This window comes from Paenibacillus solani, assembly GCF_001277345.1.
GTDB classification, from domain to species: Bacteria; Bacillota; Bacilli; order Paenibacillales; family Paenibacillaceae; genus Paenibacillus_AQ; species Paenibacillus_AQ solani.
Genome location: NZ_LIUT01000001.1, coordinates 2506203 through 2531435, shown reverse-complemented (window position 1 = coordinate 2531435; position 25233 = coordinate 2506203). Strand labels below are relative to the sequence as shown.

The window sequence follows — 25233 nt, the reverse complement described above, 5'->3', positions numbered from 1 at the left end:
GGAGCAGAGGACCATTTAAGCAATGGTCCTTGTTCTGCTTGATGGCGCCTTGGGTTTGGGCTACAATAATGAAAAGCATGCCGGACCATGAATGGCAACCAAGGCAAGCCGATTCTCACAAAGGGGATAGGAATATGAGCATCAACAGAGAGGCTTCCAAGAAAACGACAGTGACCTGTCCGTCCACTTATAAGACCTTCAGCTTGGCTGTGCAAGCCCTGGTGGCGCTTGAACGACACGCAGGCAAATGCTCAAGCAGTGATATCGCTTCGTACATGCATTCAGAATCAACACTCATCAGACGTATAATGAAGACGCTTGCCCAAGCGGGCATTATTGTATCGCGTGAAGGACGGGACGGCGGATACCGTCTGAACAAGAAAGCCAGCGATATCACATTGGCTGAAGTATATTCGGTTCTTCAGGTTCATGACTCGATCAGCAGCAGTATGATGGATGCGACAGGCGGACATGATTTTGCAGATGAAATCAAGGAGTCCTTTAACGAGATATTAGCCGAAATTGAGGAGAGCACGCTGCAAATTCTGGGATCCCGCACAATTGCCGACGTCGCGACTTGAGCAATTAATTTTAATGTTGACAATGAAATTAATGCTGCATTATACTGTGCATTAAACAACACAGTTAAATTACGTCTTGAACTGTGCATTTAATTGCACAATATAAATTTGGAGGGATTACCATGACTACCATAACTACACCTGATTTTCAAACCGTGATTCGAGAACGGCATTCCGTTCGACAATACGACCCGTCCGTAAAAATTCCAAGGGAAGAGATGGAAGAGATTCTCAAGGACGCCATTTTGGCACCATCTTCAAGCAATTTACAGCCTTGGCGCTTTCTTGTGATCGACGACGCTGAGCGCTTGAAGAAGCTTCACCCGATTGCTAATAATCAGGAGCATGTTCTGCAGGCATCTGCTGTCATTGCCGTATTAGGGGATATGAAGTGGTATGAGAAAGGTGAGAAAATCTATTCCATGGCCGAAGAAGCGGGATTTATGACCGAAGAAGTGAAACAGCGTTTTATCTATACAGCGGAACATATTTATGCGAATATGGACTCGTCTGTGAAGGAAAGCATCGTGGACGTGGACGCAGGGTTGATCTCCATGCAGCTGATGCTGAGCGCACGGGCCAGAGGTTATGATACCGTACCGATGGGAGGATATAATAAGGCTCAATTCATGGAGGAATTTAAAGTGCCTTCCCACTATCGCAGCGTGATGTTAATTGCGATCGGAAAGGCAGCTGCTCCAGGCCGGCCAACGGTAAGATTGCCGCTTGAGGACGTTGCATTCTGGAACGAAATATAAATCTAACGAGAAGAACGGGGACCCTATCAGGATCCCCGTTCTTTAATTGTACTATGGACTCGATTTTCAAAGCATTCAAAGCATTCAAAAGGAATCCCGATTCAGGTGTGTCATTCAAGGGTAAGGAACCCCATGTCATTTTGGAAGCTTCAATGCTCCATGCAGGAATAGATCGACGATCTCGGCTCCCATGTCACGGGCGCTGTCATAACCGCTTCGTGTATCCTCGCGATTACCCAGCATGAGCATGGCCGAGAAGGCCTGAGCCATTAACATGGCATTGCCTGTCCGTAGTTCGCCGGATTGCATAGCTTGACTGATATATTCAGCAAGGACTTCATGGATTCGCTGTTCGGCCTCGCGAATCGCGGCCATTTGTTCTTGCGATAAAAAAGGTTCCGCTTCTCGCATCATGGTTTCCATCTCGGCATGGGGACGTGCAATCTTCGCCTCCGCCACCTTGATTAATCCGGCTTCAAGGGTTTCGGCTTCTTCCAGAAACCGACGAGTGGATGCATATGCTTTATTTAAAATCGTGGTAACCGCTATTTTAAATAGCTCAGGTTTACTTGTGAAATGGTAGTATATAGAAGCCTTGGTCACTTGGCAAGCCTTCGCGATTTGTTGCAAGGACACGGATTCGTAGCCGTTCTCCATGAATAGCATGGAGGCTGTCCAAAGGATGGTTTCCTGGATCGGTGCCTGATCAGCTTCTGCCTTGGGACGTCCGGGATTTCGGGGGTTACGTATTTTTGTCATGATGACCTCCTCTCTATAGTGTAAGACATGCCGGGCTCTTTTTCAAAATAAATATTGAAAATTAACCTACCGGTATATATAATTAATTTTGCGTTGATGTATTTCGCATTTTTTCAGGAAGAATTTAGGTTGCACACAAATCATACATGGAATGGAGAGGATCTACAAATGCACGAATCAGGACCGGATTATGGCAGATGGGTTGCGGGAAAGCGAAGCAAGTGGGTTACGCTCTGTGTATGGGTGCTCCTTGCGTTGGCATTGAATTTGCTATGGCCAGCTGTTGGCGATAAAGAGGATAATAATGCAGCCAACTTGAAGGAAGATGTTCCATCCGTCATAGCAGAAGCCATGGCCGATAAGGAATTCCCAAGCAATGGTGGTGTACCGGCCCTTATCGTATGGCACAAAGAAAATGGACTTGAGGAAGGGGATTTGATCAAGCTGCAGGAATTGACAGCGAACCTCGAGTCCAATCCTCTCCCGTATCAAACATTCGTTGTTCCTTTCCATAAGCTTCCTCCGCAAGCATTAAGTGCCCAGTTGTCGGAGGACCAGAGTACGCTTGTGCTGCCGGTATTCTTTGAAGAGGATCAGGAAACGGATGAGCTTAAGGAAGGAATTGCAGAGCTTGAGCAGCGGTCCGAACAAGTACTGGGCAGCAACCCATTCCAGACGGATGTCAAAAGTGGTGACGGAATCAGTGCCCGTGTAACGGGACCTGTCGGAATATCTATCGATGCTACCGGTTTGTTTGCGGATGCGGACGTCTCGCTCATGATTGCCACCGTGCTGCTGGTATTAATATTGCTGCTCTTGATTTACCGCTCTCCAATCCTGGCGTTAATACCGCTTGTAGGAGTCGGTTTTGCCTATATGGTTACAAGTCCGATTCTCGGTTTCATGGCTGATCAAGGCATCATCACGGTGGACTCTCAATCCATCGCCATTATGACCGTGCTGCTGTTTGGAGCCGGAACGGATTATTGCTTATTCATCATTTCGAGATTCCGGCAGCTCCTATGGCATGAGCCTGATAAACGTAAAGCCTTGTTTCAAGCAATCAAGGGCTCTTCTGGCGCCATCGCGATGAGCGGCTTTACGGTCGTGTTATCATTGTTCGCCCTGCTATTGGCGCAGTACGGGGCCTATCAACGCTTTGCGGTACCATTCAGTTTATCGATTCTGATTATGTTTATCGCCAGTCTGACATTAGTGCCGGCATTGTTAGCTATATTCGGCAGAGGTTCATTCTATCCTTTCATTCCGCGTACACCGGAAATGCAAGCGGAACGCGCACGGGAAAAAGGCAAGCCGGTACCAGCCCCTCACAAAGAGAAGGAAAGCTGGATCGGACGCATCGTAACCACAAAGCCGTGGACTGTTGTATTGGTCGCGTTAGTCTTGCTGGGTGGTCTTGCAACATTCTCATCCCAAATCAAGTTTACCTATGATCTGCTCTCTTCTTTCCCTGAGGATGTGCCTTCTAGAGAAGGATTTACAATCATCGGAGAGCAGTTCACGGAAGGAGAGCTTGCACCTGTCCGGTTAATGGTGGACAGTGGGGGGAAATCCCTGGATCTTGAAGAGCGTTTGAAAGCTCTAACTTATGTGGATCAGGTATCCGATTCTCAGAATGGGGCGGAGAACAGCAATATTATCGGTTATGAGATTGAGCTCTCCATGAATCCTTATTCCATGGAAGCGATGCAGCATATTCCTGATCTTAGGGAAATTGCAGAAGCTTCCCTTCAAGAGGCGGGGATAAGCAACCCTGCTGAGGCCGTGTGGATCAGCGGGCAAACGGCTACTCAGTATGATACAGAGGTTGCTGGGGAACATGACGCCAAAATTATCATTCCTGTGGTCATCGGATTAATTGCGTTTCTGCTGTTGGTCTATTTGAGATCTATAGTAGCCACTGTCTATCTGATTGCTACCGTCATCTTGTCATACTTCTCGGCATTAGGCCTAGGCTGGATCATCATTCACTACGGCCTGGGAGCGGATGCGATTCAAGGGGCCATACCGCTGTATTCCTTCGTATTCCTGGTTGCCTTAGGCGAAGATTACAACATATTCATGATCTCAAGCATCTGGCAAAAACGGAAACAAATGCCGCTGAAGCAGGCAATACGGGAGGGCGTTGGCGAGACCAGTTCTGTCATCACATCCGCCGGGTTAATCTTGGCGGGGACATTTGCTGTACTGGCAACGCTGCCGATCCAGGTGTTAGTGCAATTTGGTATTATCACCGCAATCGGTGTTATGCTCGATACATTCATCGTGAGACCATTCCTGGTACCGGCAATTACTACGTTGCTCGGCAAGTGGGCTTTCTGGCCAGGCAAGGTGCATAACATTACGGATGAGAAATCGGCAACAAGTATTGAGCATACATCCTAACCATTTAAATTCGATATTCCCTGTGATAACCACCTCATCTTAAGGTTATTTAAAAGATGTAGGTGGTTGTTTTTCGGATTGCTTAAATGAATTTTAGATCGGTTTCATCTCTCGCTAAGGTTCCCGGCTTATACTATGTATGTCACCACAAGTGATGAAAGGAGCAGCGCAGATGAACAAGAAGAACATCATGAATATGTGGTCGGTCGGACTCGGAAGTGTGGCTCTCATGATTATGCTTGCCAACCATGGTCATATTGACGTCATTGATGGGCAGGTACGCTCCAATATTTTAGCAAGTGCGGGCCGAACTCATGAGGCCACTCAATTAGCCGAGCAAGGAGCAGCAAGCAGGCAGGAGAATTCAATCCTGACTCCTGAGATGATGAATCAATTTTTGAAAATAGTATCTGAGACATAAGCGAGTCACAAGAATCCATAACCCCAAGGTTATGAAGGCCAGCCCCTCCTGGAAGGGCTGGTCTTTGTCGTGTAAGATTAGCGATTTGACAGCAATGCCGCCAGGAAGCAGCGTCTTGGCGGCATTATCTGTTATTTATACGAATTGATAGCGCGCCAGGTGATATCCAAATTAGAGGCAATGTAGTCAAGAATTGATTGTTTGTAGAAGTAACCGCTATGGGACAGCGGATTCCAGCTGGTCAACCAGTTGCCCACATTAACAGGGATATCTTGGCGTACCGTACGGTCATATGCTTCATTAATGCTTTTTAGCGGATAAGCAAGAATATCGTCTTGATCGTAGAAATTGACCCATTCTCCCAGAAGCTGGGCATGATATCGCTTTAATTGTTCAGCAGGAACCTCTATCGGTTTATCGAAATCACGATAACGCATGCTCCACAGAGGCAAGGTCGTTCCAAGTGTGTAGAACATCGTGAGGAGTTCTCCCCGTTCTAGTGGGGAAGTCGGATCAATGACCAGGCGATGGCCACGAGAGGAGAATTGCAAATCATAGAAAAAATTACTGGCAATGACGGATCCCAAACTATGCGAGATGACGCATAGAGGAGCAGAGGGTCCGGCTGACAAGGAAAGTCTATGCAGCGCCTCGCTAATAGTCCGATGTACGGCCTCGTAGTTCTGATCTTCCGATTCAACAGGCTGATAAGCCACTGCATCTGCTAGATGATGAATCACGTATTGCCGAAGTCGCCGATAACGTAAACGGTGTGGTCGTATGCTGCCTCTGATGATCTCTTCTTCACGTGATGCGAATACATCGGCCCAATGTACGGCTTCCATGGCCAGTTCTTGATCAGAAATTCCTGAAATTTGAGAGAAGGTTTCTCTCAAATTTTTCATGAATTTATTGGCGTAGTCTTTCTTCTGTATTCCCAATCCGTGTACAATGATCACTGCAATTTTTTGCGTCTTCATAACTGCAGCTCCCTTCATCGGAAGTGGAAAAAAATGATAACTTTAACTCTATATAAGCGATATTCAATGAAGTTGTAAATAGGTTATTGCAGAAAAGACAAATAATAACATAAACTGTAGCTCTTTAGAGTCATTCCGTTAACATGAAAACTTCATTAGTATGGAGGGATCACTCATGATACTATGATGGAAGAGGAGCTTGCTGCTCATCTTCATTATAAACATTCAGGAGGCAGCGTATGTCCTATAAACAAATGAAATGGTTGATTCTGATTATTCCAACCTTAACGATTGGTCTCTGGGAATATGTCCGTCATGAATTTTTGCTTCCCTATATATCTATGGACCTCGGTAATCTGCTTGCACCTGTCATCGTTTTTCTGGTATCTATCCTGTTTCTCACTCAGTTGTTCTCGCTGATTGAACGCAACCAGGAGGAGCTGAATCAAGCCAGGGCGATGCAGGCAGCCATGCAGGAACGGGAGAGGATTGGCCGAGAGCTTCATGACGGTATTGCTCAATCCTTGTTCTTGTTGAGTGCACAAGTTGACCGGCTGGAGAGGGAGGGAGCGAGAGGCCAAGTTCCATATCAGGAAATTAAGAAAAGCGTTCACCGCACCCATGTCTACGTAAGAGAGGCGATTGCCAATCTCCGGTATCCAGCTGATCCGCAAGCTATCCCCTGGATGCAAAGCATGAACAGCTTGATTGAGGAAATCAAGCAGGAGACGAACCTCCATTTCACCATTCAATGGAATATTCCCGACACGATGCTGTCTGCCAAAGAAAAGGCGGAGCTGCTGGCTTCGATCCGGGAATCCTTACTAAATATTCACAAGCATGCCGAAGCAAAGCATGTATATATTACTGCTTCCGAAACATCGACGGGCTGGCGTTGTACTGTGAGCGATGACGGCAAAGGTTTTGACTTCGACAAGCAGCCAAGCGGTAATCGTTATGGAATCAACATCATGAAGGATCGAGCCAAGGCTATGGGATGGACATTTAAGATAGGAAGACAGCATGACAGAACGATGATCAGCATACAGAAGGAGAATGCAACATGACACATCAGCCATTTCGCGTATTAATCATTGATGACAGCGATCTTGCACGAGAAGGTATCCGCACGATATTGAGCAGTGACCCAACGTTTGAGATTGTGGCAGAAGGAAAGAGTGGAGAGGAAGCGCTAAGGCTGACTGAAATTTGGATGCCCGATATTATCTTAATGGACATTCAGATGCCTGACATGGACGGCTTGGAAGCGACAAAGCGGGTAAAAGACAAATTTCCTTACGTCAAGATTGTGATGGTTACGGTGTCCGACGACATCGCCCATCTGTTTGATGCGTTGAAACGCGGCGCTCAAGGCTATCTGTTGAAGAATCTGAATCCCGAATCGTGGCATGAGTATCTCAAAGCCATTGCAGTGGACGAGGCACCGATGAGCAGGGAGCTGGCTTTTCGCATTTTGAAGGAGTTCTCCCAGTATGAGAAGCCCGATCCTAATGATAGTCCCTTAACCTCAAGGGAAATAGAAATATTAGAACTTGTGGCCGAGGGGATGTCCAACCGCGATATTTCAGTTGATTTGTGCATATCGGAGAATACCGTGAAGAACCATCTGAAGAACATTTTGCAGAAGCTGCATTTGGAGAACCGGGTCCAACTGACTCGTTATGCCTTTGAGCAGGGCTGGATGAGGAGAAGAAGGTGAAACTAGAGTGCTGTTCGTCGAATGAAGGAAGCTATGAAAGATAATCAGGCACATTCAGGTGATGCAGCATTCACTTTTGTTTCACGAGGAAAATGCCTAGTGCAATGATACCGATTCCGACCCAGTTCTTCCATGTAGGGATTTCCTTCAGAAACAAATAGGCGACTCCTAACGATATGAGGATTTCCAGACATTTTGAGAAAATCAGAGTGTATCCTAATTGATCGGTGGCTTTAAAACCATAGCGAATTCCGTAACCGATACACATATTGGCGATCAGGAACAGCGGAAGCATAAACAACTGAAACTGGAGTGTAGGCCAGAACAGATGTTGAATGTGTTTGGCTTGGTAAGAGAAGACAAGATTGATGATCGACAATCCTCCAAAGAGTAAACCGGCACTGTATAGGTAATACATAGAAGTCCTCCTGTATAAATGTTATTGCAGTACGCCATTAATGTTTCCTCGTAACAACTTTATTATCCATGGACAATAAGCTTAAAGTTACCGTAGGAATACTGAGTAATCAGCATATCCGTTATGAACCAAATATGATCTCGACAAAAAAAGGATGACTCCCTCACTTGGGAGCCATCCTTTTATGAAGAGAATGACGGTCATTTATCCAGTTGAATATCTGTAATAACCGCCTACATGTGCTTCGTTAATGAACTTGATGAAGTCTGCTGTACGCGCCGCCGGAATGAATCAATTCCTGATGCGTGCCTTGCTCAGCAATGCCTTCGGGATGGATGACTATAATGCGGTCCGCGTTCTGGATCGTAGTCAATCGGTGAGCGATCACAAGTGTTGTTCTGCCGACCGATAGCTCAGCCAAGGACTTCTGAATCTGTGCTTCGGTCTCTGTATCCAATGCCGAAGTGGCTTCATCCAGGATAAGAATCGGCGGATTTTTAAGGAACATTCTCGCAATGGACAAACGCTGCTTCTGTCCGCCTGACAGCTTGACTCCGCGTTCTCCGATCACCGTCTCCATGCCATCAGGCAGACTGCGAATCAGATCATCCAGGGATGCGCGGCGTGCGGCTTCCCATATTTGATCGTCCGTTGCGTGCAGATCGCCATAAGCGATGTTGTCGCGGATCGTACCGGAGAACAAGAATACATCCTGCTGCACGATTCCGATATGCTTGCGAAGGTTCTGTAATTTAATATTCCGAATATCGATTCCATCCACCGTAATCCTGCCCTCATCCACATCATAGAAGCGGGGAAGAAGGCTGCAGATGGTTGTCTTGCCCGCACCGGAAGGACCGACGAATGCGACCGTTTCCCCTGCACGGATCGAGAGCTGGATGTTATTCAGTATCGTCCGAGATGGCTCATACCCGAAAGAAACGCCCTCAAAGCGAATATCTCCCCGTACCGAGGATAGGGAAACGGCATCAGGCACGTCGGCTATCTCTGGCTCGGTATCCATAATCTCCAGGTAGCGTTTGAAACCAGCAATACCTTTGGGATAGCTCTCAATAACAGCGTTGATCTTCTCAATCGGACGGAAGAAAATGTTGGAGAGCAGCAGGAAGGCCATGAATTCTCCGATCTCGATCTTGCCTTGCAGGAAGAACCAGGCACCGCTAATCATGACAAATACCGTAATTAAACGCATCAGCATGTAGCTGACGGAGATGCTTTTTGCCATCGTTTTATAAGCCATCAGCTTAGTAGCTCGAAATTGCTTATTCTCTTCCTGAAAAAGCGCCTTTTCATGCTCTTCATTAGCGAATGATTGAACCACACGGATACCACCCACATTGTCTTCGATCCGTGCGTTGAAGTTACCGACATTACGGAACAGCTGCCGATAGGTTGTGGTCATTCTGCCACCGAATTTAATGATCAGCCATGCCATTAAAGGCACGATGATGAAGGTCAGCAGTGCAAGCTCAAGGTTGATGTATGCCATTAATGAAAACGAACCAAGCAGCGTCATCACGGCGATAAATACGTCTTCGGGTCCGTGGTGGGCAACCTCTCCCACATCATTCAAATCATTCGTGATGCGGCCCATGAGATGACCGGTTTTGTTGTTATCGAAGAAGCGGAAGGATAACTTCTGAATGTGAGAGAACATGTTCTCCCGCAAGTCGGTCTCGATATTGATCCCCAGCATATGCCCCCAGTAAGTCACGACATATTGCAGCGCGGTATTCAACGCATAGATGAAGAGCAGCACAAGACAAGCAATCAGAATGAGCGGCCAATCCTGGCTTGGCAGCAGATCATCAATAAATTTACTGACGGCCAGCGGGAAAGCCAGTTCCAGAAGACCGGCAATCACCGCGCAGGTGAAATCCAGAATAAATAACCCCTTATAGGGTCGATAATACGAAAAAAATCTTCTAATCAAAAATAATCACACTCCAAGTCCTATCGTTGACAAGTTATTTGTTCGTTCCAAAGTCTAGGTCGATAACCATTATTGGTCATCCTCTGACAGCTTTGTATCATACAACTCAAAAGCTTGAATGTACTCCTGTATGATCTGATCCACCGCTTTCAGTTCCCCGCTGACCACTTCTCTTATGGCTTGATAATCCGGGTCATTGACTTGTTTCTTCAAGGTATCCCGTTTCACAATAAGTTGGTCCAAAAAAGACAGTGCGCGTCCACGGCGAAACGTCTGTGCCAGCTTAGTGCCTTCTCTGCCGCCGTGGCCCTCCTCACGGCGTTTTCCATGTCTGCCTCCACCACGACGGTGCTGATCCCGCTCGCGGTGCTCAAAACGTTCCTGGTCAGATCTATTCGAAGTTCCTCGTTCTTCACGCAATATCCTCAGCCTCCTGATCCTTCTTTTGTATACATATGTATACTTTTACTGATTATTGTATACATATGTATACATTTCGTCAATCTCTTTTTACCATGCAAGGTGTGCCAGGAGTTATGCTATGATAGAAGCGAGCCGTGCCCATAGAAGTAAAACAGAAGTGGATAGGCCACCGGGAGCGGTAAGAACAATAGGAGGGAGCTGTACATAGTGAGCGAACATCAACATGAGCAATGGATGCAGCAAGCGATCGCAGAAGCCCATCGGAACGTTCAAAACGTGGAGGGCGGGCCTTTTGGAGCTGTTGTAGTAAAGGATGGGCAGGTGATCGGAAGGGGGAGGAATCAGGTTACAGTACTAAATGACCCTTCAGCTCACGCCGAGATCCTGGCCATTAGAGAAGCATGCCAACATCTGAACGATTTCCAATTAACTGGCTGCATCATTTATACTAGCTGTGAACCTTGCCCGATGTGTTTGGGGGCCATCTACTGGTCCAGACCTGATGCGGTTTATTATGCAAGTACGAAAAAGGATGCTGCGAAAGTCGGATTTGATGATCAATTCATATACGATGAAATCGCAAAGCCGATGGATCAGCGCTCCATCTCCATGAAACAGCTTCAGATTGCTGACTATCTTCTGCCATTTCAAGCTTGGAGTGCTGCAGAGCGTAAAATAGAATATTAAGATAAAAACAAACCGGGCTCCCTGTACATGAAGCCCGGTTTTTTGAATTATATTTGGTATTACGATGTGACGTTAATCCCGAAGTAAGCAGAAAGCGCAGCGGCATATTCCTGTTCATTCCCTGGTACAAAGGTGTACACATCGTTCGTTTTGTAGATTCTGAACTCTCGATCATCCACGGTGTTTCTGCCTTCTGCCGTGCGGATGGAGATCCGTGCTGTTTTGTTGAATGGTGAATCGGGAGCATGCTCACACCAATAAGAGGTGGTAATGAAATCCTGGGGTAGGTTTGGTTCCTCCGTAAATGAGAAGACGGGATCCCAGGCCTCTTTTTTCCATTCCTCCAACATCCAGCCATACGCTTCGGTATGAGTGAATCGGTAGGTTTCATCCCCTTGTGTTTGCTCCAGACCATCAACCAGCTCCAGTGGCTGCCTGGGCCCGGCTCCACCAACTCCAACATCGGTAATAAATCGTTGACCGTCGATATCCACCTGAAGTATATGATGCCGCCGCTTAGCTGGCGTATGAGTTTCATCTCTCCAGAAGCGTCCGAAGTAGTGTGTGACCTTATACCCTAATTCCTGGAGCAGCCAGCCAAACAGCGCATTGAGCTCAAAGCAATAACCACCGCGGTGACGGTTTACAATTTTATCGTACAGATCAGAAATGTCCAGGGATAAGGGGATTTGATTAAGAATATCAAGATTCTCATACGGCACGGTATGCACATGCTGTTCTTGCAATCTGGCGAGCATATAAGCGCTGTTAACGATAGGTCCCGTGTATCCGATCCGATCAAGATACTGGTTTACATCCAGGCTGTTTGCCGGGTTACTCATTCGATCACCACATCTTTCGTCGTTGTCAGCTTGTTAGTAGTAAGACTTATGTAATATATATTTATATCATATATTAGAACGTCAAATTAGAGAAGGTAAAGGGCCATGGCTATTAAATCTTCGTATTATCATAACAAAGATTCTGGAATGATGAGCATTTCGTGAAGGAATCCTAAATCTGGATTCGTATTCCATTTTGCAGGGTAATTAATTTTCGGGTTCGCGAAAGCGGATTCTGTTGCCGTGAGAACACACTCGTCAGTTAGTTATCTACTACATACCAGGAGGTTCCCGACCATGGACAATTCCAATTCGAATGCTAACAACAGTCAGAACAAGACAAGCAAGGACCAACAGCTGGAGCAATTTACGGTAGACAATGACGGTAAGAATCTGACAACCAATCAGGGATTGAACGTCTCTGAAGATGAACATTCATTAAAGGTTGGCGAACGCGGTCCGACCTTAATGGAGGACTTTCATTTCAGAGAGAAAATGACGCATTTCGACCATGAGCGAATCCCCGAACGCATCGTACATGCCCGTGGTTTTGGCGCGCATGGCTATTTTGAGTTATATGAATCGATGAAAGCTTATACAAAAGCCAAATTCCTGGAGGACCCTTCCGTAGTAACGCCGGTGTTTGTCCGGTTCTCCACCGTGGCAGGATCGAGAGGATCTGCCGATACGGTTCGTGACGTTCGCGGTTTTGCAACCAAATTTTATACCGAGGAAGGCAACTATGATCTCGTAGGCAACAACATGCCGGTCTTTTTTATTCAGGATGCCATGAAATTTCCCGATTTCATTCATGCTGTAAAGCCCGAGCCTCATAACGAGATTCCGCAGGCCCAAACCGCTCACGACACATTATGGGATTTCGTTGTTAACAATACAGAAAGCGCACATATGATCATGTGGGCGATGTCCGACCGTTCGCTCCCGCGAAGCTTCCGAATGATGGAAGGATTCGGCGTGCATACTTTCCGTTTTGTGAATGAGGAAGGGAGGGCGCATTTCGTGAAATTCCATTGGAAGCCGGTGCTGGGTACGCATTCGCTTGTATGGGATGAAACGCAGAAGCTGGCTGGGAAGGACCCCGACTTTAACCGGCGGGATTTATGGGATGCCATCGAATCAGGGAATTATCCTGAGTTTGAGTTTGGCGTTCAGATGATCCCGGAGGAGGATGAGTTCAGTTTTGACTTTGATATTCTTGATCCGACCAAGATCTGGCCGGAAGAGATCATCCCGGTGAAAATTATCGGCAAAATGACACTCAACCGCAACACGGAGAATTTCTTCGCCGAGACTGAACAAATTGCCTTCCATCCCGGACATGTCGTACCGGGGATCGATTTTACGAATGATCCTCTGCTACAAGGACGCCTGTTCTCTTATACTGATACGCAGCTGTCCCGGCTTGGTGGACCGAACTTCCACGAAATTCCGATTAACCGCCCGGTTGCCCCCGTTCATAACAACCAGCGGGATGGGATGCACCGTATGACCATTAATAAGGGGCCTGTCAGCTACCATAAAAATGGCATTGCTGGTAATACTCCAAGGCCTGTTCCACCTGAGCAAGGCGGCTATGAGCATTATACCGAGAAGGTGGAAGGTCGTAAGATACGTGCCCGCAGTGACAGCTTCAAGGATCATTACAGCCAAGCCGCCCTGTTCTGGAACAGTATGTCCGAGGTTGAGAAGCAGCATATCGTTTCTGCGTTCCACTTTGAGCTAGGTAAAGTGCAGCGAAAGGAAATTCGCCAGCAGGTTGTCGATATGTTCGCAAATGTTGACAGTGATCTGGCGACTCGGATTTCGGATGGCCTCGGCACCATCCCTCCGCAAACACACGGTTCCGCTTCCAGTGAATCCTCTCCGGCACTTAGCATGATGAATACCGTGAAACTGCCGTTAACCCGTAAAGTGGCCGTGCTGGCAGGCAATGGATTCACGGACGAATTGCCGTTTGTGCTGAGTCAGCTGCAGCAAGCCGGGATCATCACCGAAGTAGTCAGCGTGAAGCTTGGCGTCATTCAAGGCAGAACAAGTGGAGAATTGGAAGTGCAACATTCCCTTCTTGGTGCGGACTCCGTACTTTTCGATGCGGTGCTGGTAGCAGGCGGTGCATTAAGCGTATCGGAGCTTCTGACCGAGCAGAAGGTGTTGGACTTCATTAAGGAGGCTTATCAGCATTTCAAACCGATTGCGGCCATAGCCGAAGGGGTTAACTTGCTGCCTTCCGCCAGCGGTGATGGAATCGTTATTGCAGCCGAGGGTGAGGATCTCAAACCGTTCGGACAAGCCTTCATTGAAGCGATTGCCGCCCATCGCCATTGGTCGCGTGCCATCTAAGCAGGATAGGGCCCAATAACTTTGCTATCATAGCACTTGTAAATAAATAGTGATTCCGGTATAATCCCCGTAAATCATTAGCTGAAAGTGAAGGGGATTATATCATGGTAAACATCAAACTTAATCAACTTCATCATCACAAGCAGCGTTAGCACTCCTGTAAATCTACAGGGCGGGCTAACGCTGTTCGCGTTGGCCTCCCTGCCGCATATAAAAGCGCGCGGGACCAAGAGGTCCGGCGCGTTTTTTATTTTCTCAGAAAGAAAGGATGATTAACGATGCAGAATGTTAAAGGAACGTATGATTATGTTGGACAGGAACAGGCCGTCCGGAGAAGGGTGCAGTCCACGCTCCGCGAAGTATTTGAATGTTATGATTATACGGAAATGGAGTCAACCATTCTGAATGAATCGGAGTTATTGTCTTCCAAATATGCAGGTGGCGAAGAGATTCTGAAGGAAATGTATCAGCTGACGGACCAGGGTGCACGACGTCTGGGGCTGCGATATGATCTAACGATCCCCTTTGCCAAGGTGGTTGCTCTTAATCCTGGACTTTCTCAGCCGTTTAGGCGTTATGAGATGGGGAAGGTATTCCGGGATGGCCCCGTTAAACGGGGCAGGTTGCGAGAGTTCCTCCAATGCGATGTGGATGTAGTTGGGGTGGCGGGTCCTGAAGCAGAGGTAGAACTAATGCAGCTTGCAGCAGAGGTTTTCCAAAGACTTGATATACCCATCATTCTCAGATGGAATAATCGAAGCTTTCTGGGTGAAGTCTTAGGAGCAATAGGTGTACCAGTCGATATGAAACCATCCGTAATGCTGACACTCGATAAACTGGATAAGATCGGAAGGGAAGGGGTAGGACAAGAGCTTGCAAATAAGGCACTCGCCCAGGACATTTGTCAACAAGTTCTGGACTTTGTTGATCTGAGCGAGCCAACGTACGAAGGGATTTCTAGAAAATATGGTATTGAACAGGAGCAGGGTGCACAAGAAGTTTTAGTTTTACAGGAAATGATCCGGCGTGTGGGGCTGCAGAGCGTCTGCGTGTTTGATCCGTTTCTTTCTCGAGGTTTGTCTTTCTATACGGGAACCGTCTATGAAATCTTTGATGCTACAAGCGGGTTCCGTTCAAGCTTGGGCGGAGGCGGGAGATATGATGCAATCATCGGGCAGCTCGTTAGACGTGATGATATGGTTTATCCAACAGTTGGGCTTTCGTTTGGCATGGAATCTATTATGGAAATGATCCGAAACCATCCGTTTGAGTCAAGTAAGCCGCTTGCTGTGATTATCCCGATTGGGGAGAGCATCCCTGAAGGCTTGCTGGCAGCAGCAGAGCTCAGAAACCGGGGAATACGTACAAGACTGGCGAGCAATCAGCGCAAATTGAAAAAATCACTGGCTTCCGTTTCAGCTGAAGGCATTCCATATGCCATCCTGATCGGCGAAGATGAAGCGGCAGCTGGATTGGTGCGACTGAAGAGAATGACCGACGGCACGGTGCTTACCATCACTCTGCAAGAAGCGGTCGAGCTTATTGCTCAGTCTATTGGGAGCTGAACATACAGCGCGAAGCCTTGGCATCGAGTAAGAAGTCATTATAAACTTGAGAAGTTTGGATGTAAGAGGTAAGTTAGAGGAGGTACATTAAGGCAGAGAGGGAGAGCGTTTATGACTCAAAATATATATGATAATGATGAATTCTTCCAGGGGTACAGTCAACTAAGCCGTTCCATCCATGGACTGGACGGGGCTCCCGAATGGGCGACACTGCAATCACTGCTGCCAGATCTGAGGGAAGCTGATGTCCTAGATTTAGGCTGCGGCTTCGGCTGGTTTAGCCGCTGGGCGAGAGAACGTGGCGCGAATCAGGTCATTGGGGTTGACGTGTCGGAGAATATGCTGGAACGAGCTCAGGCCGAAACGGAGGATTCGTACATCCGCTATATTCGAGCTGACATGGAGACACTGGCGTTAGAATCAGAATCTTATGACCTGGTGTACAGTTCGCTTGCATTTCATTATATTAAAAACTTGCAGGGCCTCATAAAGGAAGTGTACAGTTCTCTTAGACGGGGGGGCAGTCTGGTATGCTCGGTTGAGCATCCAATTTATACGGCGTCCAGTGCTCCTGAATGGATTAAGCATCCGGGCGGGCATCGGACCTGGCCGGTGGATCACTACCAAGAAGAGGGCGCGCGAACGACAAATTGGCTTGCTGAAGGCGTGATTAAGCAGCATCGAACGCTGGGCTCTTATCTGAACATGATGATCAAAGCTGGTTTTACCATCACTCATGTTGAGGATTGGGGCCCTTCGGATGCACAGTTGGCAGCACATCCCGAATGGGAGGAAGAATGTCATCGCCCTATGTTTTTGCTAATATCAGCGCGAAAATAAGGAGCTTGGTCTGCGTTAAGTATTATCGATCGGTAACTGTATACAAATTCTCAATCGATGAATCAATCTGATCATGATGGAGAGAGGGATTGCCATTTAAGGAGGCATGGTCAGGTAAAGTGACTTGTGAAAGGATTTACCGAGGATATGGGAAACAATTATGATGGAAGTCAATGGTGAACACAAATGGGAAATGAGTGCACACTATTCCATTACATACTATATTAGAGCGAGGTATACGAATGGATGTTACATTGAAAGTTCTGGATCAACCAGAGTATAAACGCATCTGGAAGGAAGCGTTCGAACAGCATAAGATTCCTCGGCCCGATGCGTATTATGATCGGTGCGAATTTGAGAATCAAATTGGGACACGAGTCACGCTGCTTGCTTTTGTCCAAGGGAATCTGGCAGGTGTTTCCCACTTGAAATTCGAATCGGATTATCCTTACTTCAAAGATCAGAACATCCCCGAAATCAATGATCTGAATGTGTTTCCGGAATATCAGAGGAATGGGATTGCCAATAGAATCATTGAAGAATTCGAGAATATCGTTCGTGAGCGATTACCACGCATAGGCATTGGGGTGGGATTATACCAAGACTATGGTGCAGCTCAAAGAGTATATGTACGGCGCGGTTACATTCCTGATGGCAACGGACTCATATACAACCATAAGCCTGTAGTGCCCGGCAGCATGGTATGCGCAGATGACGATTTGAATCTGTATTTGATTAAGGAATTGGCATAACAAGAACAGGGAGATTTAGCATATTACGCATCTAGTGTACTGAGAAACAGTTAAATCATTTGATTACCAAGTAGGTTGATATGAACGTAATCTTAGAGGATGAAATTACCGTAAATTTTGACTCGAATAGGAGATAGAATGATGAATAAGGGTTTTTCTCATTGCCTGCAAATATTCCCCACGTCTGACCTTAACAAAACAAGTCAATTTTATGAGCGGATCGGATTCCGTGCTGTGAACTATTTGGATGCTGCTGAACCTCATGTGTGTCTGTACAGGGATTCGATTGAGATCGTACTAACCAAGACTGACGTTGACGTCGTTCCAAATCGAATTCGTTACGGCTATGGCTACGATGCTTATTTTATAACCTATAATCAACTTGAAATCGAGCAGGAGTTAATTGATTTGGATGTGAAGATTGTGAGGCCATTATCCGTAACGGATTATAGCAATCACGAATTTGTCTTTGAGGATGTGGACGGGCGCTGGATCGCGGTTGGAAACAAACAATAATCATCTGTTCACATCGGCGTACATAACAGCTGAGCGTTCTGAAGGAATGCCAATATGAACAATCTATCCCGCTTTCGGCCATGCAGCTGTAACGGGATTAATCGTTGTTTTCCGTAGTGTTCTATATCATTGTAAATATAATTCATAGAATAGAGAAACTTTTTTACCAAAATTTACGTCTAATAGTATGACCTAAATAAATATATCAAAAAGGATTAGAAGGAGTTATGGAATGAAACTGAGAAGACTATCATTGCTAACCGTATTGGCTGTTGCCCAATTAGCTGCAGCTTATCCGGCGAGCGCGGATACAACCCCCGCAGGCAACACGCAACCGGCAGTCACGCAAGAAGTATATGAGCAGCAAGACAAGGCAACATCAACCACCCCAAAAGCCAAGGAATCGGGCGCTGTTCCCAAGACAACAGAAGTTACGACCGAAGAGTCCATCGATCCAAGTGATGCAGCAACAACCGAGGTACCTACTGAGGAAGCAACCGAAGTACCTATAGAAGAAGCAAACGAGGTTCCAGAACAAGTTACAGGTGAAGTCACGACGGATGATCAAGCTGAACAGCCTAATCAGCAAACAGGAACGGGCAAGGAACTCATCCTTTATTTTAACAGTACCAAGATGGTTCAAGACGGTGTTACCTATAATGCACCACAGCCAATGCAAGTCAAAAAAGGGGTATCTTATGTTCCTATTCGTGCCCTTGTGGATCGTGTAGGCTTCAAGGTCACTTATGATAAAAAGACAAAAGAAACCGTCATTACAAAAGGAAGCAACGAGCTTCGCTTCAAAACGGACAGCAGCAAATATACCGTGAATGGCGTAACCAAAGAAATGAAAGGGACTTCATACCAGACGAACAGCACGTTCATGGTTCCATTGACAGCGATTACCCAGGCATTGGACATCCAATATAAAGTGGATAATGTGGGTAAGCGTGTCATCATGAATCTGGAGACCAAGCCGATCGCCAAGTTTACGGTAGGACCTAAAGAGATCTTTGCAGGAGAGACGACCGTAATCTACACAGCTCAAGTGGAGAATGCACAAGGTGCCATTATCGACGAACGCTGGGAAGGCCGCGAGGAAATCTTCGAATCTCCAGGTCAATACATAGTCACGTACTCGGTACAAGATTCAACCGGTACATGGAGTGATCCTTATAGCCAAACGATCAATGTTATCCAGCCAAACCAGCCGCCTACAGCCATGTTCGAAACGGACAAGTCTGAATATAAAATGGGTGAGCTGATCACCTATACGAATCAAAGTTATGATGACCAGGACAAGCCTGAGGATTTGGTTTACAAGTGGGATAACAACAAGTATGCATTCTTCACGCCGGGCGTTCATATCATCACGCTGACCGCTACGGATAAGCAGGGTCTGAGCTCGACTTATGAAGTAACGGTCAATATATCAGAAGAGACCTTGTATGAAGAAGAAGATTTCAATATGCTCTTCATTCCTGAAGGAGAAAAATTCTCGTTCATTGGCAATGTTACATCACGTAAAAAAATCAATTATGATTTCTATGATGAGCCAAGCACATTGATTCGCAGCAATAGCCCGGAAACCGTGAATACCGAGGGTATCGTATATCGGGAAACAGCATCTGGCGACATGCGCTTCATGATCCACCATGTGAACAATCTGAACAAAAATGTAAAGATGTACGTCATTGCAACGAATAAGAACAGCACCCCAGTTACACTTAGACAAGACTACTTGGGCTTCGCAGGTCCATCGCCAATCGCAACGGCAGCGGGCAAGAAATCGGTGTTAAACTACTTCGCTTCCATGCAGGATAATTCGAAGAGAGCATCGATCACGCTTAAGCCAGGGGAACAAAAGCTGGTTATGACGGAATTGAGCGATGTGAGAATGAAGCAGGGACATGTTATTTCCCTGTACTCCGATATGTATAGCGACCTGCCGATTCAGTTCGATGTCGTGATGATTGACGAGAAATCCGATCCATTGAAAGTGCTGAACACTCTGCCAATTTTGAATCGGGATGGTGTTCATAACCGCGGAACCTATCCAAATTCAACCCGTGTTATTCAATATTCCGAGTTGGTGGGAGCTGAGTCGGAGCGTCTCATTCTAGGTGATAACCAGGATGACCCTAACCTGGAAGGCACGGATCCTATGGTTGGAGACATCACGCACAATACCGGCAACTTCGGTGTTCTGTACAAAATTACACTGGATCGAGTTGCGCCTGACACCTTGATCTCCTTCAACCCGCGGGGCGGCAAATACTCGGGATATGCCATGATGAACGGAACGATTGTGCCGATCTATTCTCTTGGACAAGTATCTCCGGGAGAACAAGCGGTTCTCTATCGCACAGGGGATTTTGAGCAGAAGGTTGAGATTATGCTTACGGCAGCACCGGGCAGTAATCTGCCGGTTAACTTGCTGTTTACCCAAATGCCTGAAAAAAACCGCTAAGTAGATAACAAGAGACTTTATCTCTCCAGCAGACGATCCGGTTGTAGCCGGGTCGCTGTCATAAGAGACGAGGTCTCTTGTTTTATGGTGTGGAACGCGATACATCAGAATGAGCTGTCATTCTTCTTAGAATAACGCCATCGCCAAACTCATCACAGTAAATTGTGGACTGTGATTATTCCTCATAAGATCTTCACAAGTTCTGGTTAATGACATATAACCTCGTCAGGAGGAAATCATAACCTTGTAAGATACTTGAAGGGAGAATGCTGAATGTCACATGAACAATTTAAACAATGTATCGAGGAATGCTTGCGCTGTATGGTAGCGTGCAATCATTGCTACACTGCATGTCTGGAAGAAGAAGACGTTGCTATGATGAAAGAATGTATCCGGCTGGATCGGCAATGTGCAGATATTTGCGGTTTTGCAGCTCAAGCTATGTCCACGAATAGCATGTATGCCCGAGAAATATGCAGAATCTGTGCGGAAGTCTGTGAAGCTTGTGGTAATGAGTGCAAGAAGCATGATATGAAGCATTGTCAGGAATGTGCAGAAGCATGTCTTCGATGTGCAAAAGTTTGTCGGGAGATGGCTGCCTAATATGAGAAACAACATGATAAGCTATCATAGAATAAAAGGCTGCCGAGTGGCAGCCTTCTGTTATGAAGAGAACCTTTTTCATGTAAGGGGAAGGGTCTGGGATCAGCATTCTTAAGAAGCTTTAGCGGATGCCAGCAGTGTGAGGTCTAGCTGCTCTTGATCCAGTTGATGGCAACGTGAAGTAACGGCAAATGCTCCGATTGCAAATGCAACTGCTGCCCAAGGCAGATATTGAAGTCCTATACGATCTACGACAACGCTGCCCAGTAGAGAACCGATAGCAATACCCAAGTTGGATGCAACGGGCATGAGTGTGGAAGCGAAATCCTTCGAACCTGGGGATGATTCATCCGCCAAATCAATAAGGTAGAGCTGAACAGCGGTGCTGAGCGCAAAAGAGAAACAGGCAACCAGCATCAAGGTTATTAAGGCGATCCAGGTGAGCGATAGAGTAAGCGCCAGGATGACCATGATCGTCGCCTGGATGATGAAGATTACTTTTAACTTCACTCTCGAGTTACCCTGCGCCACTTTGGCACCGAGCCAATTACTTAAGATGGTGAAAACACCATAGGCTAACAATACGGTGCTGATCCATTGCTGAGAAATCCCCATAACATTCTCTAACAAGGGGGTGATGTACGTATACACAATAAACACGGAGCCTACGCCCAGAACCGGTATGAAGAAAGCCAGGCGAATTCGCTTGTTCTTGAATAAGGCAAACTGATCTTTCATCGAGCTTACGCTGATGGTATTGCTCTTCGGCATGACAGCAAACATCAGGACAAGCGGGATGATGCCAACGAGTGAAGTCACGGTGAATGCCGTCTCCCATCCTGCCATTTGGCCGATTTGAGTTCCAACGGGTACGCCCAGCACATTGGCAATCGAAAAACCACCGATGATCCAGGCAACCGCTCCGGCTCTGCGTGAGGGACTCATATGCTCGCTGGTGGCGGCGATGGCTAAGGATAAGGTTAACCCACATAGCATTGCGGTTATAATGCGGATGCATAACATGACAGGATATGAGGCTGCAAAGACCGTCAAATAATTGAACACCAATACCGCGGCATAAGCACCGAGTATGGTCACATGCCGGGGTATACGGCCAAGTAATGTTACGGCGAACGGCGTGCCCACTGCATATGCAATGGCAAAGCTTGACACAAGGACGCCTGCGGCAGCCAGCGAAATGCTGAGGCTCACACTAATGTCTTTTAACAGCCCGACAATAACGTATTCCGTGGTTCCAAGTACAAAAGCTGCAAAGGTAAAAGCGATAATAAAGAGGGTTTCTCTCGTTCTAGTCATGGTTGTCTCTTCTCCTGATATCTCTATTTATGATCTGATCTTACGCTATGAAAGGCCTTTCAAGTCAAGCCTCAATTGTTAATAATCGCTAGATTGTTCAGTCTTCATGCTATAATGATGAGAAAAAGAATGGAGTAGGTGGATAGCTGGATGAACCCAACTAAGAAGTCTTCATGGCGTGCAGATAAATTAGCGAGCCTCGGATCTTCCATATTTGCCGAGGTTAACGAGTGGAAACAAGAGGCTCTTGCAGCAGGAAGGTCGATCATCGATTTGAGTATCGGCAGCCCTGACCGGGGACCTGCCCTAGATATTCGTGAGGTGCTGGGTCAGGAAGCGCTGAAGGAGGATAACTATACATATCCAGGAACAACAGGAAGCGTTGAATTTCGAGAACAATCAGCGGCTTGGATGAAATACCGATTCGGTGTTCAAATCAATCCGGATAATGAAATATTGTCCCTGATGGGTTCTCAGGATGGATTATCCCATCTGGCACAAGCCATATGCAATCCAGGTGATGTTGCTATTGTGCCAAATCCAGGATATCCAATTTATACTGGAGCACTTGCTATTGCCGGCGTTACGCCTTGGTATCTACCGCTTAGGGAAGAACACGGATTTGTACCCCAGCTTGATCTTATTCCAGACGAGATTTGGGCTAAAGCAACGTTCATTCTGCTCAGCTTCCCCGGAAACCCGATTGCCGTAAAGGCCGATGCTGCTTTTTTTGAAAAATTGATCCACTTGGCTAAAAAATGGGATGTACTCATTGTGCATGACCTTGCTTATTCCGAAATGGGATTTGACGGCTATAGGCCAATGAGTATTCTACAAATACCAGAAGCCATTGACATCGCGGTTGAGTTTCACTCTTTCTCCAAAAGCTTCAATATGGCAGGTTGCCGTATCGGTTTTCTGACCGGGAATGCAGACGTAGTGAGATCGCTGAGGGATTTCAAGAGCAACATCGATTTCGGCATCTTCAAGCCCATTCAGAAAGCAGCCGTCCATGCTTTGCGGGAAGCCATGTCATCTACGGGCGAAGAGCGGGGCGTTGCTTCACTGTATGAGCATCGCCGAGATCTACTCATAGCTTCACTTGCCGAAGCAGGATGGGTTGTCCCTAAACCGGAGGCTACAATGTTTCTATGGGCTCGGCTGCCTGAAGCCTTTCATGATGCGACATGGAGCTCGCGTCGTTTCGCTCGGGAGCTGCTGCTTGATACAGGCGTCGCGGTGATCCCCGGAGATGCTTTTGGCTCAGAGGGAGAAGGTTATGTGCGGATTGCGCTCGTTCAGGAAGAATCGGACTTAAAGGCAGCTGCAAAACGAATAGGGGATTTTATTCGGGCAAAGACGGTTGATCTTTCATAACGAATATGATAAATTAGTCAACGGTTGTTGCTTACTTGAATAATGTTTATTTTTTAAAATGTATAACCTCATTAATATGGTCTGAGGGTCTCTACCAGGAACCGTAAAATCCTGACTACAGAAAATGTTTCTCATTTTTTGTAGTCAGGATTTTATTTTTTTGGTTGGCAATAGGCTATTAAACAACGATGAAAGGGGATGCCATTCCAGATGAATTTGAAAGTAATTATTCTAGCAATCTCGACGATATGCGTCGGGCTGGTTGAACTCATTGTAGGTGGAATACTGCCGCTTATAGCAGAAGATTTGCATATTTCACTTGGTACAGCAGGACAGCTGATTACGGTCTTTGCTCTGGTCTTCGCAATATCTGGTCCGGTTCTCCTTGCGCTTACAGCGAAAGTGGAACGAAAACAACTCTATATGATATCCTTGTTTATCTTTTTCATTGGCAACGTCTTGGCGTATTTTAGCCTGAATTTCCCAATGCTGATGGCAGCCAGAATACTAACCGCGATGAGTACAGCACTTATCATTGTATTATCACTGACGATGACTGCCAAAGTGGTTGAGCCTGCCCACCGGGCGAAGGCACTTGGTGTAATCTATATGGGGATCAGCTCGTCATTGGTGCTTGGTGTGCCGCTCGGCATTTTGATCAGCGAAGCCTTCGGGTGGCGAGTATTGTTTCTTGGCATCGGTATTCTGTCGATCGGTTCCATGATCTTGATCTATATGTTCCTGGATCGCATCAAGCCTGAGAATGTTACGCCGTTATCCGTTCAAATCAAGGCGCTGGGCCAATCAAAAATTGCCGGTGCGCATCTGGCCACCTTGTTTATGCTTGCAGGGCATTATACGATTTATGCTTACTTTACGCCTTTTCTTGAATCGCAGCTCGGACTGAATCCTTATTGGATCAGCATCTGTTATTTCCTGTTCGGCTTATCCGCAGTCGGTGGAGGGGCATTCGGAGGTACGCTTGCTGACAAGATTGGATCGCATAAAAGCATCCTGATCATCATTACTTCATTCATGCTGATACTGTTCCTGCTGCCATTATCCACATTCTCCATTGGTGTATTTTTAGTCGTGATGATGTTGTGGGGAGCATTGAGCTGGAGTCTGGCTCCTCCACTACAGAACTATCTGATTCAAGTGGATCCGGGCTCGTCCGATATTCAGCAGAGCTTCAACAATTCCGCTCTGCAAATCGGAATCGCATTGGGCTCCGCCATCGGTGGTCTCGTATTAGAGCAGGGGGGCACGGTAGTAAGCACAGCTTGGGTAGGCGGCGGAATCGTCTTGGTGTCGTTACTCTGTGCTATTTATTCCTTAACGCGACCTGATCTGGCTTGGAAGGACAGCAAATCTTCCCTTTCAGCTAAATAAAAAGGCAGCTGCGTAATGAAGTGCCCCCTGTCAAGTAGACAGACTTAAAAACAAAATCATCAGTATTCCATATCCCCTCGGGTTATCAAGA

23 protein-coding genes and 1 riboswitch are annotated in these 25233 nt (G+C 46.7%); of the genes, 16 read left to right on the top strand and 7 right to left on the bottom strand.

The window, feature by feature from the left end:
* Positions 1 to 134: 134 nt before the first annotated feature.
* Both AM231_RS11300 and AM231_RS11295 read left to right on the top strand, forming a co-directional pair.
* Complete coding sequence (locus tag AM231_RS11300; RefSeq protein WP_054402694.1) at positions 135 to 581, top strand: RrF2 family transcriptional regulator; 447 nt, start codon at positions 135 to 137, stop codon at positions 579 to 581.
* A gap of 122 nt (positions 582 to 703) precedes the next feature.
* Positions 704 to 1339, top strand: coding sequence for a nitroreductase family protein (locus tag AM231_RS11295; protein ID WP_054402693.1), 636 nt, complete (start codon positions 704 to 706; stop codon positions 1337 to 1339).
* Between the two features lie 135 nt (positions 1340 to 1474).
* Here AM231_RS11295 and AM231_RS11290 read toward each other — a convergent pair whose 3' ends face one another.
* Positions 1475 to 2098: a TetR/AcrR family transcriptional regulator gene (locus AM231_RS11290; protein WP_053493006.1), complete on the bottom strand. Its 624-nt coding sequence runs from the start codon at positions 2096 to 2098 to the stop codon at positions 1475 to 1477.
* 168 nt (positions 2099 to 2266) lie between these two features.
* On the opposite strand from AM231_RS11290, the gene AM231_RS11285 reads away from it, so the two are divergent.
* Positions 2267 to 4504, top strand: coding sequence for an MMPL family transporter (locus AM231_RS11285; RefSeq protein ID WP_054402692.1), 2238 nt, complete (start codon positions 2267 to 2269; stop codon positions 4502 to 4504).
* Positions 4505 to 4676: 172 nt separating this feature from the next.
* Positions 4677 to 4925: a hypothetical protein gene (locus AM231_RS11280; protein ID WP_054402691.1), complete on the top strand. Its 249-nt coding sequence runs from the start codon at positions 4677 to 4679 to the stop codon at positions 4923 to 4925.
* 131 nt (positions 4926 to 5056) lie between these two features.
* Here the strand turns inward: AM231_RS11280 and AM231_RS11275 are convergent, their stop codons facing one another.
* On the bottom strand, positions 5057 to 5905 hold the full coding sequence (locus AM231_RS11275; RefSeq protein ID WP_054402690.1) for a hypothetical protein: 849 nt from the start codon (positions 5903 to 5905) through the stop codon (positions 5057 to 5059).
* Between the two features lie 239 nt (positions 5906 to 6144).
* Between AM231_RS11275 and AM231_RS11270 the strand changes: the two genes are divergently transcribed.
* Both AM231_RS11270 and AM231_RS11265 read left to right on the top strand, forming a co-directional pair.
* Positions 6145 to 6972 (top strand): sensor histidine kinase, encoded by an 828-nt coding sequence (locus AM231_RS11270; protein ID WP_053493010.1) that lies wholly within the window; start codon positions 6145 to 6147, stop codon positions 6970 to 6972.
* Positions 6969 to 7625, top strand: coding sequence for a response regulator (locus tag AM231_RS11265; protein WP_054402689.1), 657 nt, complete (start codon positions 6969 to 6971; stop codon positions 7623 to 7625). The genes AM231_RS11270 and AM231_RS11265 overlap by 4 nt, the downstream gene beginning before the upstream one ends.
* A gap of 70 nt (positions 7626 to 7695) precedes the next feature.
* Here the strand turns inward: AM231_RS11265 and AM231_RS11260 are convergent, their stop codons facing one another.
* The 3 genes from AM231_RS11260 to AM231_RS11250 all read right to left on the bottom strand — a co-directional run bounded on the left by AM231_RS11260 (position 7696) and on the right by AM231_RS11250 (position 10417).
* A complete protein-coding gene (locus AM231_RS11260) occupies positions 7696 to 8043 on the bottom strand; it encodes a hypothetical protein (protein WP_053493012.1) in 348 nt (115 codons plus the stop codon).
* A 247-nt stretch (positions 8044 to 8290) separates the two neighbouring features.
* Entirely contained in the window at positions 8291 to 9997 is a 1707-nt protein-coding gene (locus AM231_RS11255; protein ID WP_054402688.1) for an ABC transporter ATP-binding protein, read from the bottom strand.
* 69 nt (positions 9998 to 10066) lie between these two features.
* Complete coding sequence (locus tag AM231_RS11250; protein ID WP_054402687.1) at positions 10067 to 10417, bottom strand: hypothetical protein; 351 nt, start codon at positions 10415 to 10417, stop codon at positions 10067 to 10069.
* A 210-nt stretch (positions 10418 to 10627) separates the two neighbouring features.
* Here AM231_RS11250 and AM231_RS11245 point away from each other — a divergent pair, with 210 nt between their 5' ends.
* Positions 10628 to 11107, top strand: a complete 480-nt coding sequence (locus AM231_RS11245; protein WP_278044621.1) for a nucleoside deaminase — start codon at positions 10628 to 10630, stop codon at positions 11105 to 11107.
* A 59-nt stretch (positions 11108 to 11166) separates the two neighbouring features.
* On the opposite strand, the gene AM231_RS11240 is transcribed toward AM231_RS11245, so the two are convergent.
* A complete protein-coding gene (locus AM231_RS11240) occupies positions 11167 to 11949 on the bottom strand; it encodes an arylamine N-acetyltransferase family protein (RefSeq protein ID WP_054402686.1) in 783 nt (260 codons plus the stop codon).
* A gap of 297 nt (positions 11950 to 12246) precedes the next feature.
* On the opposite strand from AM231_RS11240, the gene AM231_RS11235 reads away from it, so the two are divergent.
* The 7 genes from AM231_RS11235 (at position 12247) to AM231_RS11205 (ending at position 21056) form a co-directional block, all read left to right on the top strand.
* Positions 12247 to 14310, top strand: coding sequence for a catalase (locus tag AM231_RS11235; protein ID WP_054402685.1), 2064 nt, complete (start codon positions 12247 to 12249; stop codon positions 14308 to 14310).
* Between the two features lie 278 nt (positions 14311 to 14588).
* Positions 14589 to 15875 (top strand): histidine--tRNA ligase, encoded by a 1287-nt coding sequence (locus AM231_RS11230; RefSeq protein ID WP_054402684.1) that lies wholly within the window; start codon positions 14589 to 14591, stop codon positions 15873 to 15875.
* A gap of 111 nt (positions 15876 to 15986) precedes the next feature.
* On the top strand, positions 15987 to 16715 hold the full coding sequence (locus AM231_RS11225) for a class I SAM-dependent methyltransferase (RefSeq protein WP_054402683.1): 729 nt from the start codon (positions 15987 to 15989) through the stop codon (positions 16713 to 16715).
* Positions 16716 to 16957: 242 nt separating this feature from the next.
* Positions 16958 to 17467 (top strand): GNAT family N-acetyltransferase, encoded by a 510-nt coding sequence (locus AM231_RS11220; RefSeq protein WP_054402682.1) that lies wholly within the window; start codon positions 16958 to 16960, stop codon positions 17465 to 17467.
* A 141-nt stretch (positions 17468 to 17608) separates the two neighbouring features.
* Positions 17609 to 17983: a VOC family protein gene (locus AM231_RS11215; RefSeq protein WP_054402681.1), complete on the top strand. Its 375-nt coding sequence runs from the start codon at positions 17609 to 17611 to the stop codon at positions 17981 to 17983.
* Positions 17984 to 18215: 232 nt separating this feature from the next.
* The gene (locus AM231_RS11210) at positions 18216 to 20453 is read left to right on the top strand and encodes a stalk domain-containing protein (RefSeq protein ID WP_054402680.1); all 2238 of its coding nucleotides are present in this window, start codon (positions 18216 to 18218) and stop codon (positions 20451 to 20453) included.
* A gap of 273 nt (positions 20454 to 20726) precedes the next feature.
* Positions 20727 to 21056, top strand: coding sequence for a four-helix bundle copper-binding protein (locus AM231_RS11205; RefSeq protein ID WP_054402679.1), 330 nt, complete (start codon positions 20727 to 20729; stop codon positions 21054 to 21056).
* A 111-nt stretch (positions 21057 to 21167) separates the two neighbouring features.
* Here AM231_RS11205 and AM231_RS11200 read toward each other — a convergent pair whose 3' ends face one another.
* Positions 21168 to 22373: an MFS transporter gene (locus AM231_RS11200; RefSeq protein WP_054402678.1), complete on the bottom strand. Its 1206-nt coding sequence runs from the start codon at positions 22371 to 22373 to the stop codon at positions 21168 to 21170.
* A 150-nt stretch (positions 22374 to 22523) separates the two neighbouring features.
* Between AM231_RS11200 and AM231_RS11195 the strand changes: the two genes are divergently transcribed.
* Both AM231_RS11195 and AM231_RS11190 read left to right on the top strand, forming a co-directional pair.
* Positions 22524 to 23750 (top strand): aminotransferase class I/II-fold pyridoxal phosphate-dependent enzyme, encoded by a 1227-nt coding sequence (locus AM231_RS11195; RefSeq protein WP_054402677.1) that lies wholly within the window; start codon positions 22524 to 22526, stop codon positions 23748 to 23750.
* Positions 23751 to 23788: 38 nt separating this feature from the next.
* Positions 23789 to 23888, top strand: a riboswitch (purine riboswitch).
* A 72-nt stretch (positions 23889 to 23960) separates the two neighbouring features.
* Positions 23961 to 25142, top strand: coding sequence for an MFS transporter (locus tag AM231_RS11190; protein WP_054402676.1), 1182 nt, complete (start codon positions 23961 to 23963; stop codon positions 25140 to 25142).
* The last annotated feature ends 91 nt before the right edge of the window (positions 25143 to 25233 follow it).

Coding starts and splice junctions, on each gene's coding strand:
- AM231_RS11295 (WP_054402693.1), top strand. CDS start 704: ATGACTACCATAACTACACCTGATTTTCAAACCGTGATTCGAGAACGG.
- AM231_RS11235 (WP_054402685.1), top strand. CDS start 12,247: ATGGACAATTCCAATTCGAATGCTAACAACAGTCAGAACAAGACAAGC.
- AM231_RS11260 (WP_053493012.1), bottom strand. CDS start 8,043: ATGTATTACCTATACAGTGCCGGTTTACTCTTTGGAGGATTGTCGATC.
- AM231_RS11195 (WP_054402677.1), top strand. CDS start 22,524: ATGAACCCAACTAAGAAGTCTTCATGGCGTGCAGATAAATTAGCGAGC.
- AM231_RS11240 (WP_054402686.1), bottom strand. CDS start 11,949: ATGAGTAACCCGGCAAACAGCCTGGATGTAAACCAGTATCTTGATCGG.
- AM231_RS11210 (WP_054402680.1), top strand. CDS start 18,216: ATGAAACTGAGAAGACTATCATTGCTAACCGTATTGGCTGTTGCCCAA.
- AM231_RS11270 (WP_053493010.1), top strand. CDS start 6,145: ATGTCCTATAAACAAATGAAATGGTTGATTCTGATTATTCCAACCTTA.
- AM231_RS11220 (WP_054402682.1), top strand. CDS start 16,958: ATGGATGTTACATTGAAAGTTCTGGATCAACCAGAGTATAAACGCATC.
- AM231_RS11290 (WP_053493006.1), bottom strand. CDS start 2,098: ATGACAAAAATACGTAACCCCCGAAATCCCGGACGTCCCAAGGCAGAA.
- AM231_RS11280 (WP_054402691.1), top strand. CDS start 4,677: ATGAACAAGAAGAACATCATGAATATGTGGTCGGTCGGACTCGGAAGT.
- AM231_RS11275 (WP_054402690.1), bottom strand. CDS start 5,905: ATGAAGACGCAAAAAATTGCAGTGATCATTGTACACGGATTGGGAATA.
- AM231_RS11190 (WP_054402676.1), top strand. CDS start 23,961: ATGAATTTGAAAGTAATTATTCTAGCAATCTCGACGATATGCGTCGGG.
- AM231_RS11205 (WP_054402679.1), top strand. CDS start 20,727: ATGTCACATGAACAATTTAAACAATGTATCGAGGAATGCTTGCGCTGT.
- AM231_RS11285 (WP_054402692.1), top strand. CDS start 2,267: ATGCACGAATCAGGACCGGATTATGGCAGATGGGTTGCGGGAAAGCGA.
- AM231_RS11200 (WP_054402678.1), bottom strand. CDS start 22,373: ATGACTAGAACGAGAGAAACCCTCTTTATTATCGCTTTTACCTTTGCA.
- AM231_RS11265 (WP_054402689.1), top strand. CDS start 6,969: ATGACACATCAGCCATTTCGCGTATTAATCATTGATGACAGCGATCTT.
- AM231_RS11225 (WP_054402683.1), top strand. CDS start 15,987: ATGACTCAAAATATATATGATAATGATGAATTCTTCCAGGGGTACAGT.
- AM231_RS11215 (WP_054402681.1), top strand. CDS start 17,609: ATGAATAAGGGTTTTTCTCATTGCCTGCAAATATTCCCCACGTCTGAC.
- AM231_RS11230 (WP_054402684.1), top strand. CDS start 14,589: ATGCAGAATGTTAAAGGAACGTATGATTATGTTGGACAGGAACAGGCC.
- AM231_RS11300 (WP_054402694.1), top strand. CDS start 135: ATGAGCATCAACAGAGAGGCTTCCAAGAAAACGACAGTGACCTGTCCG.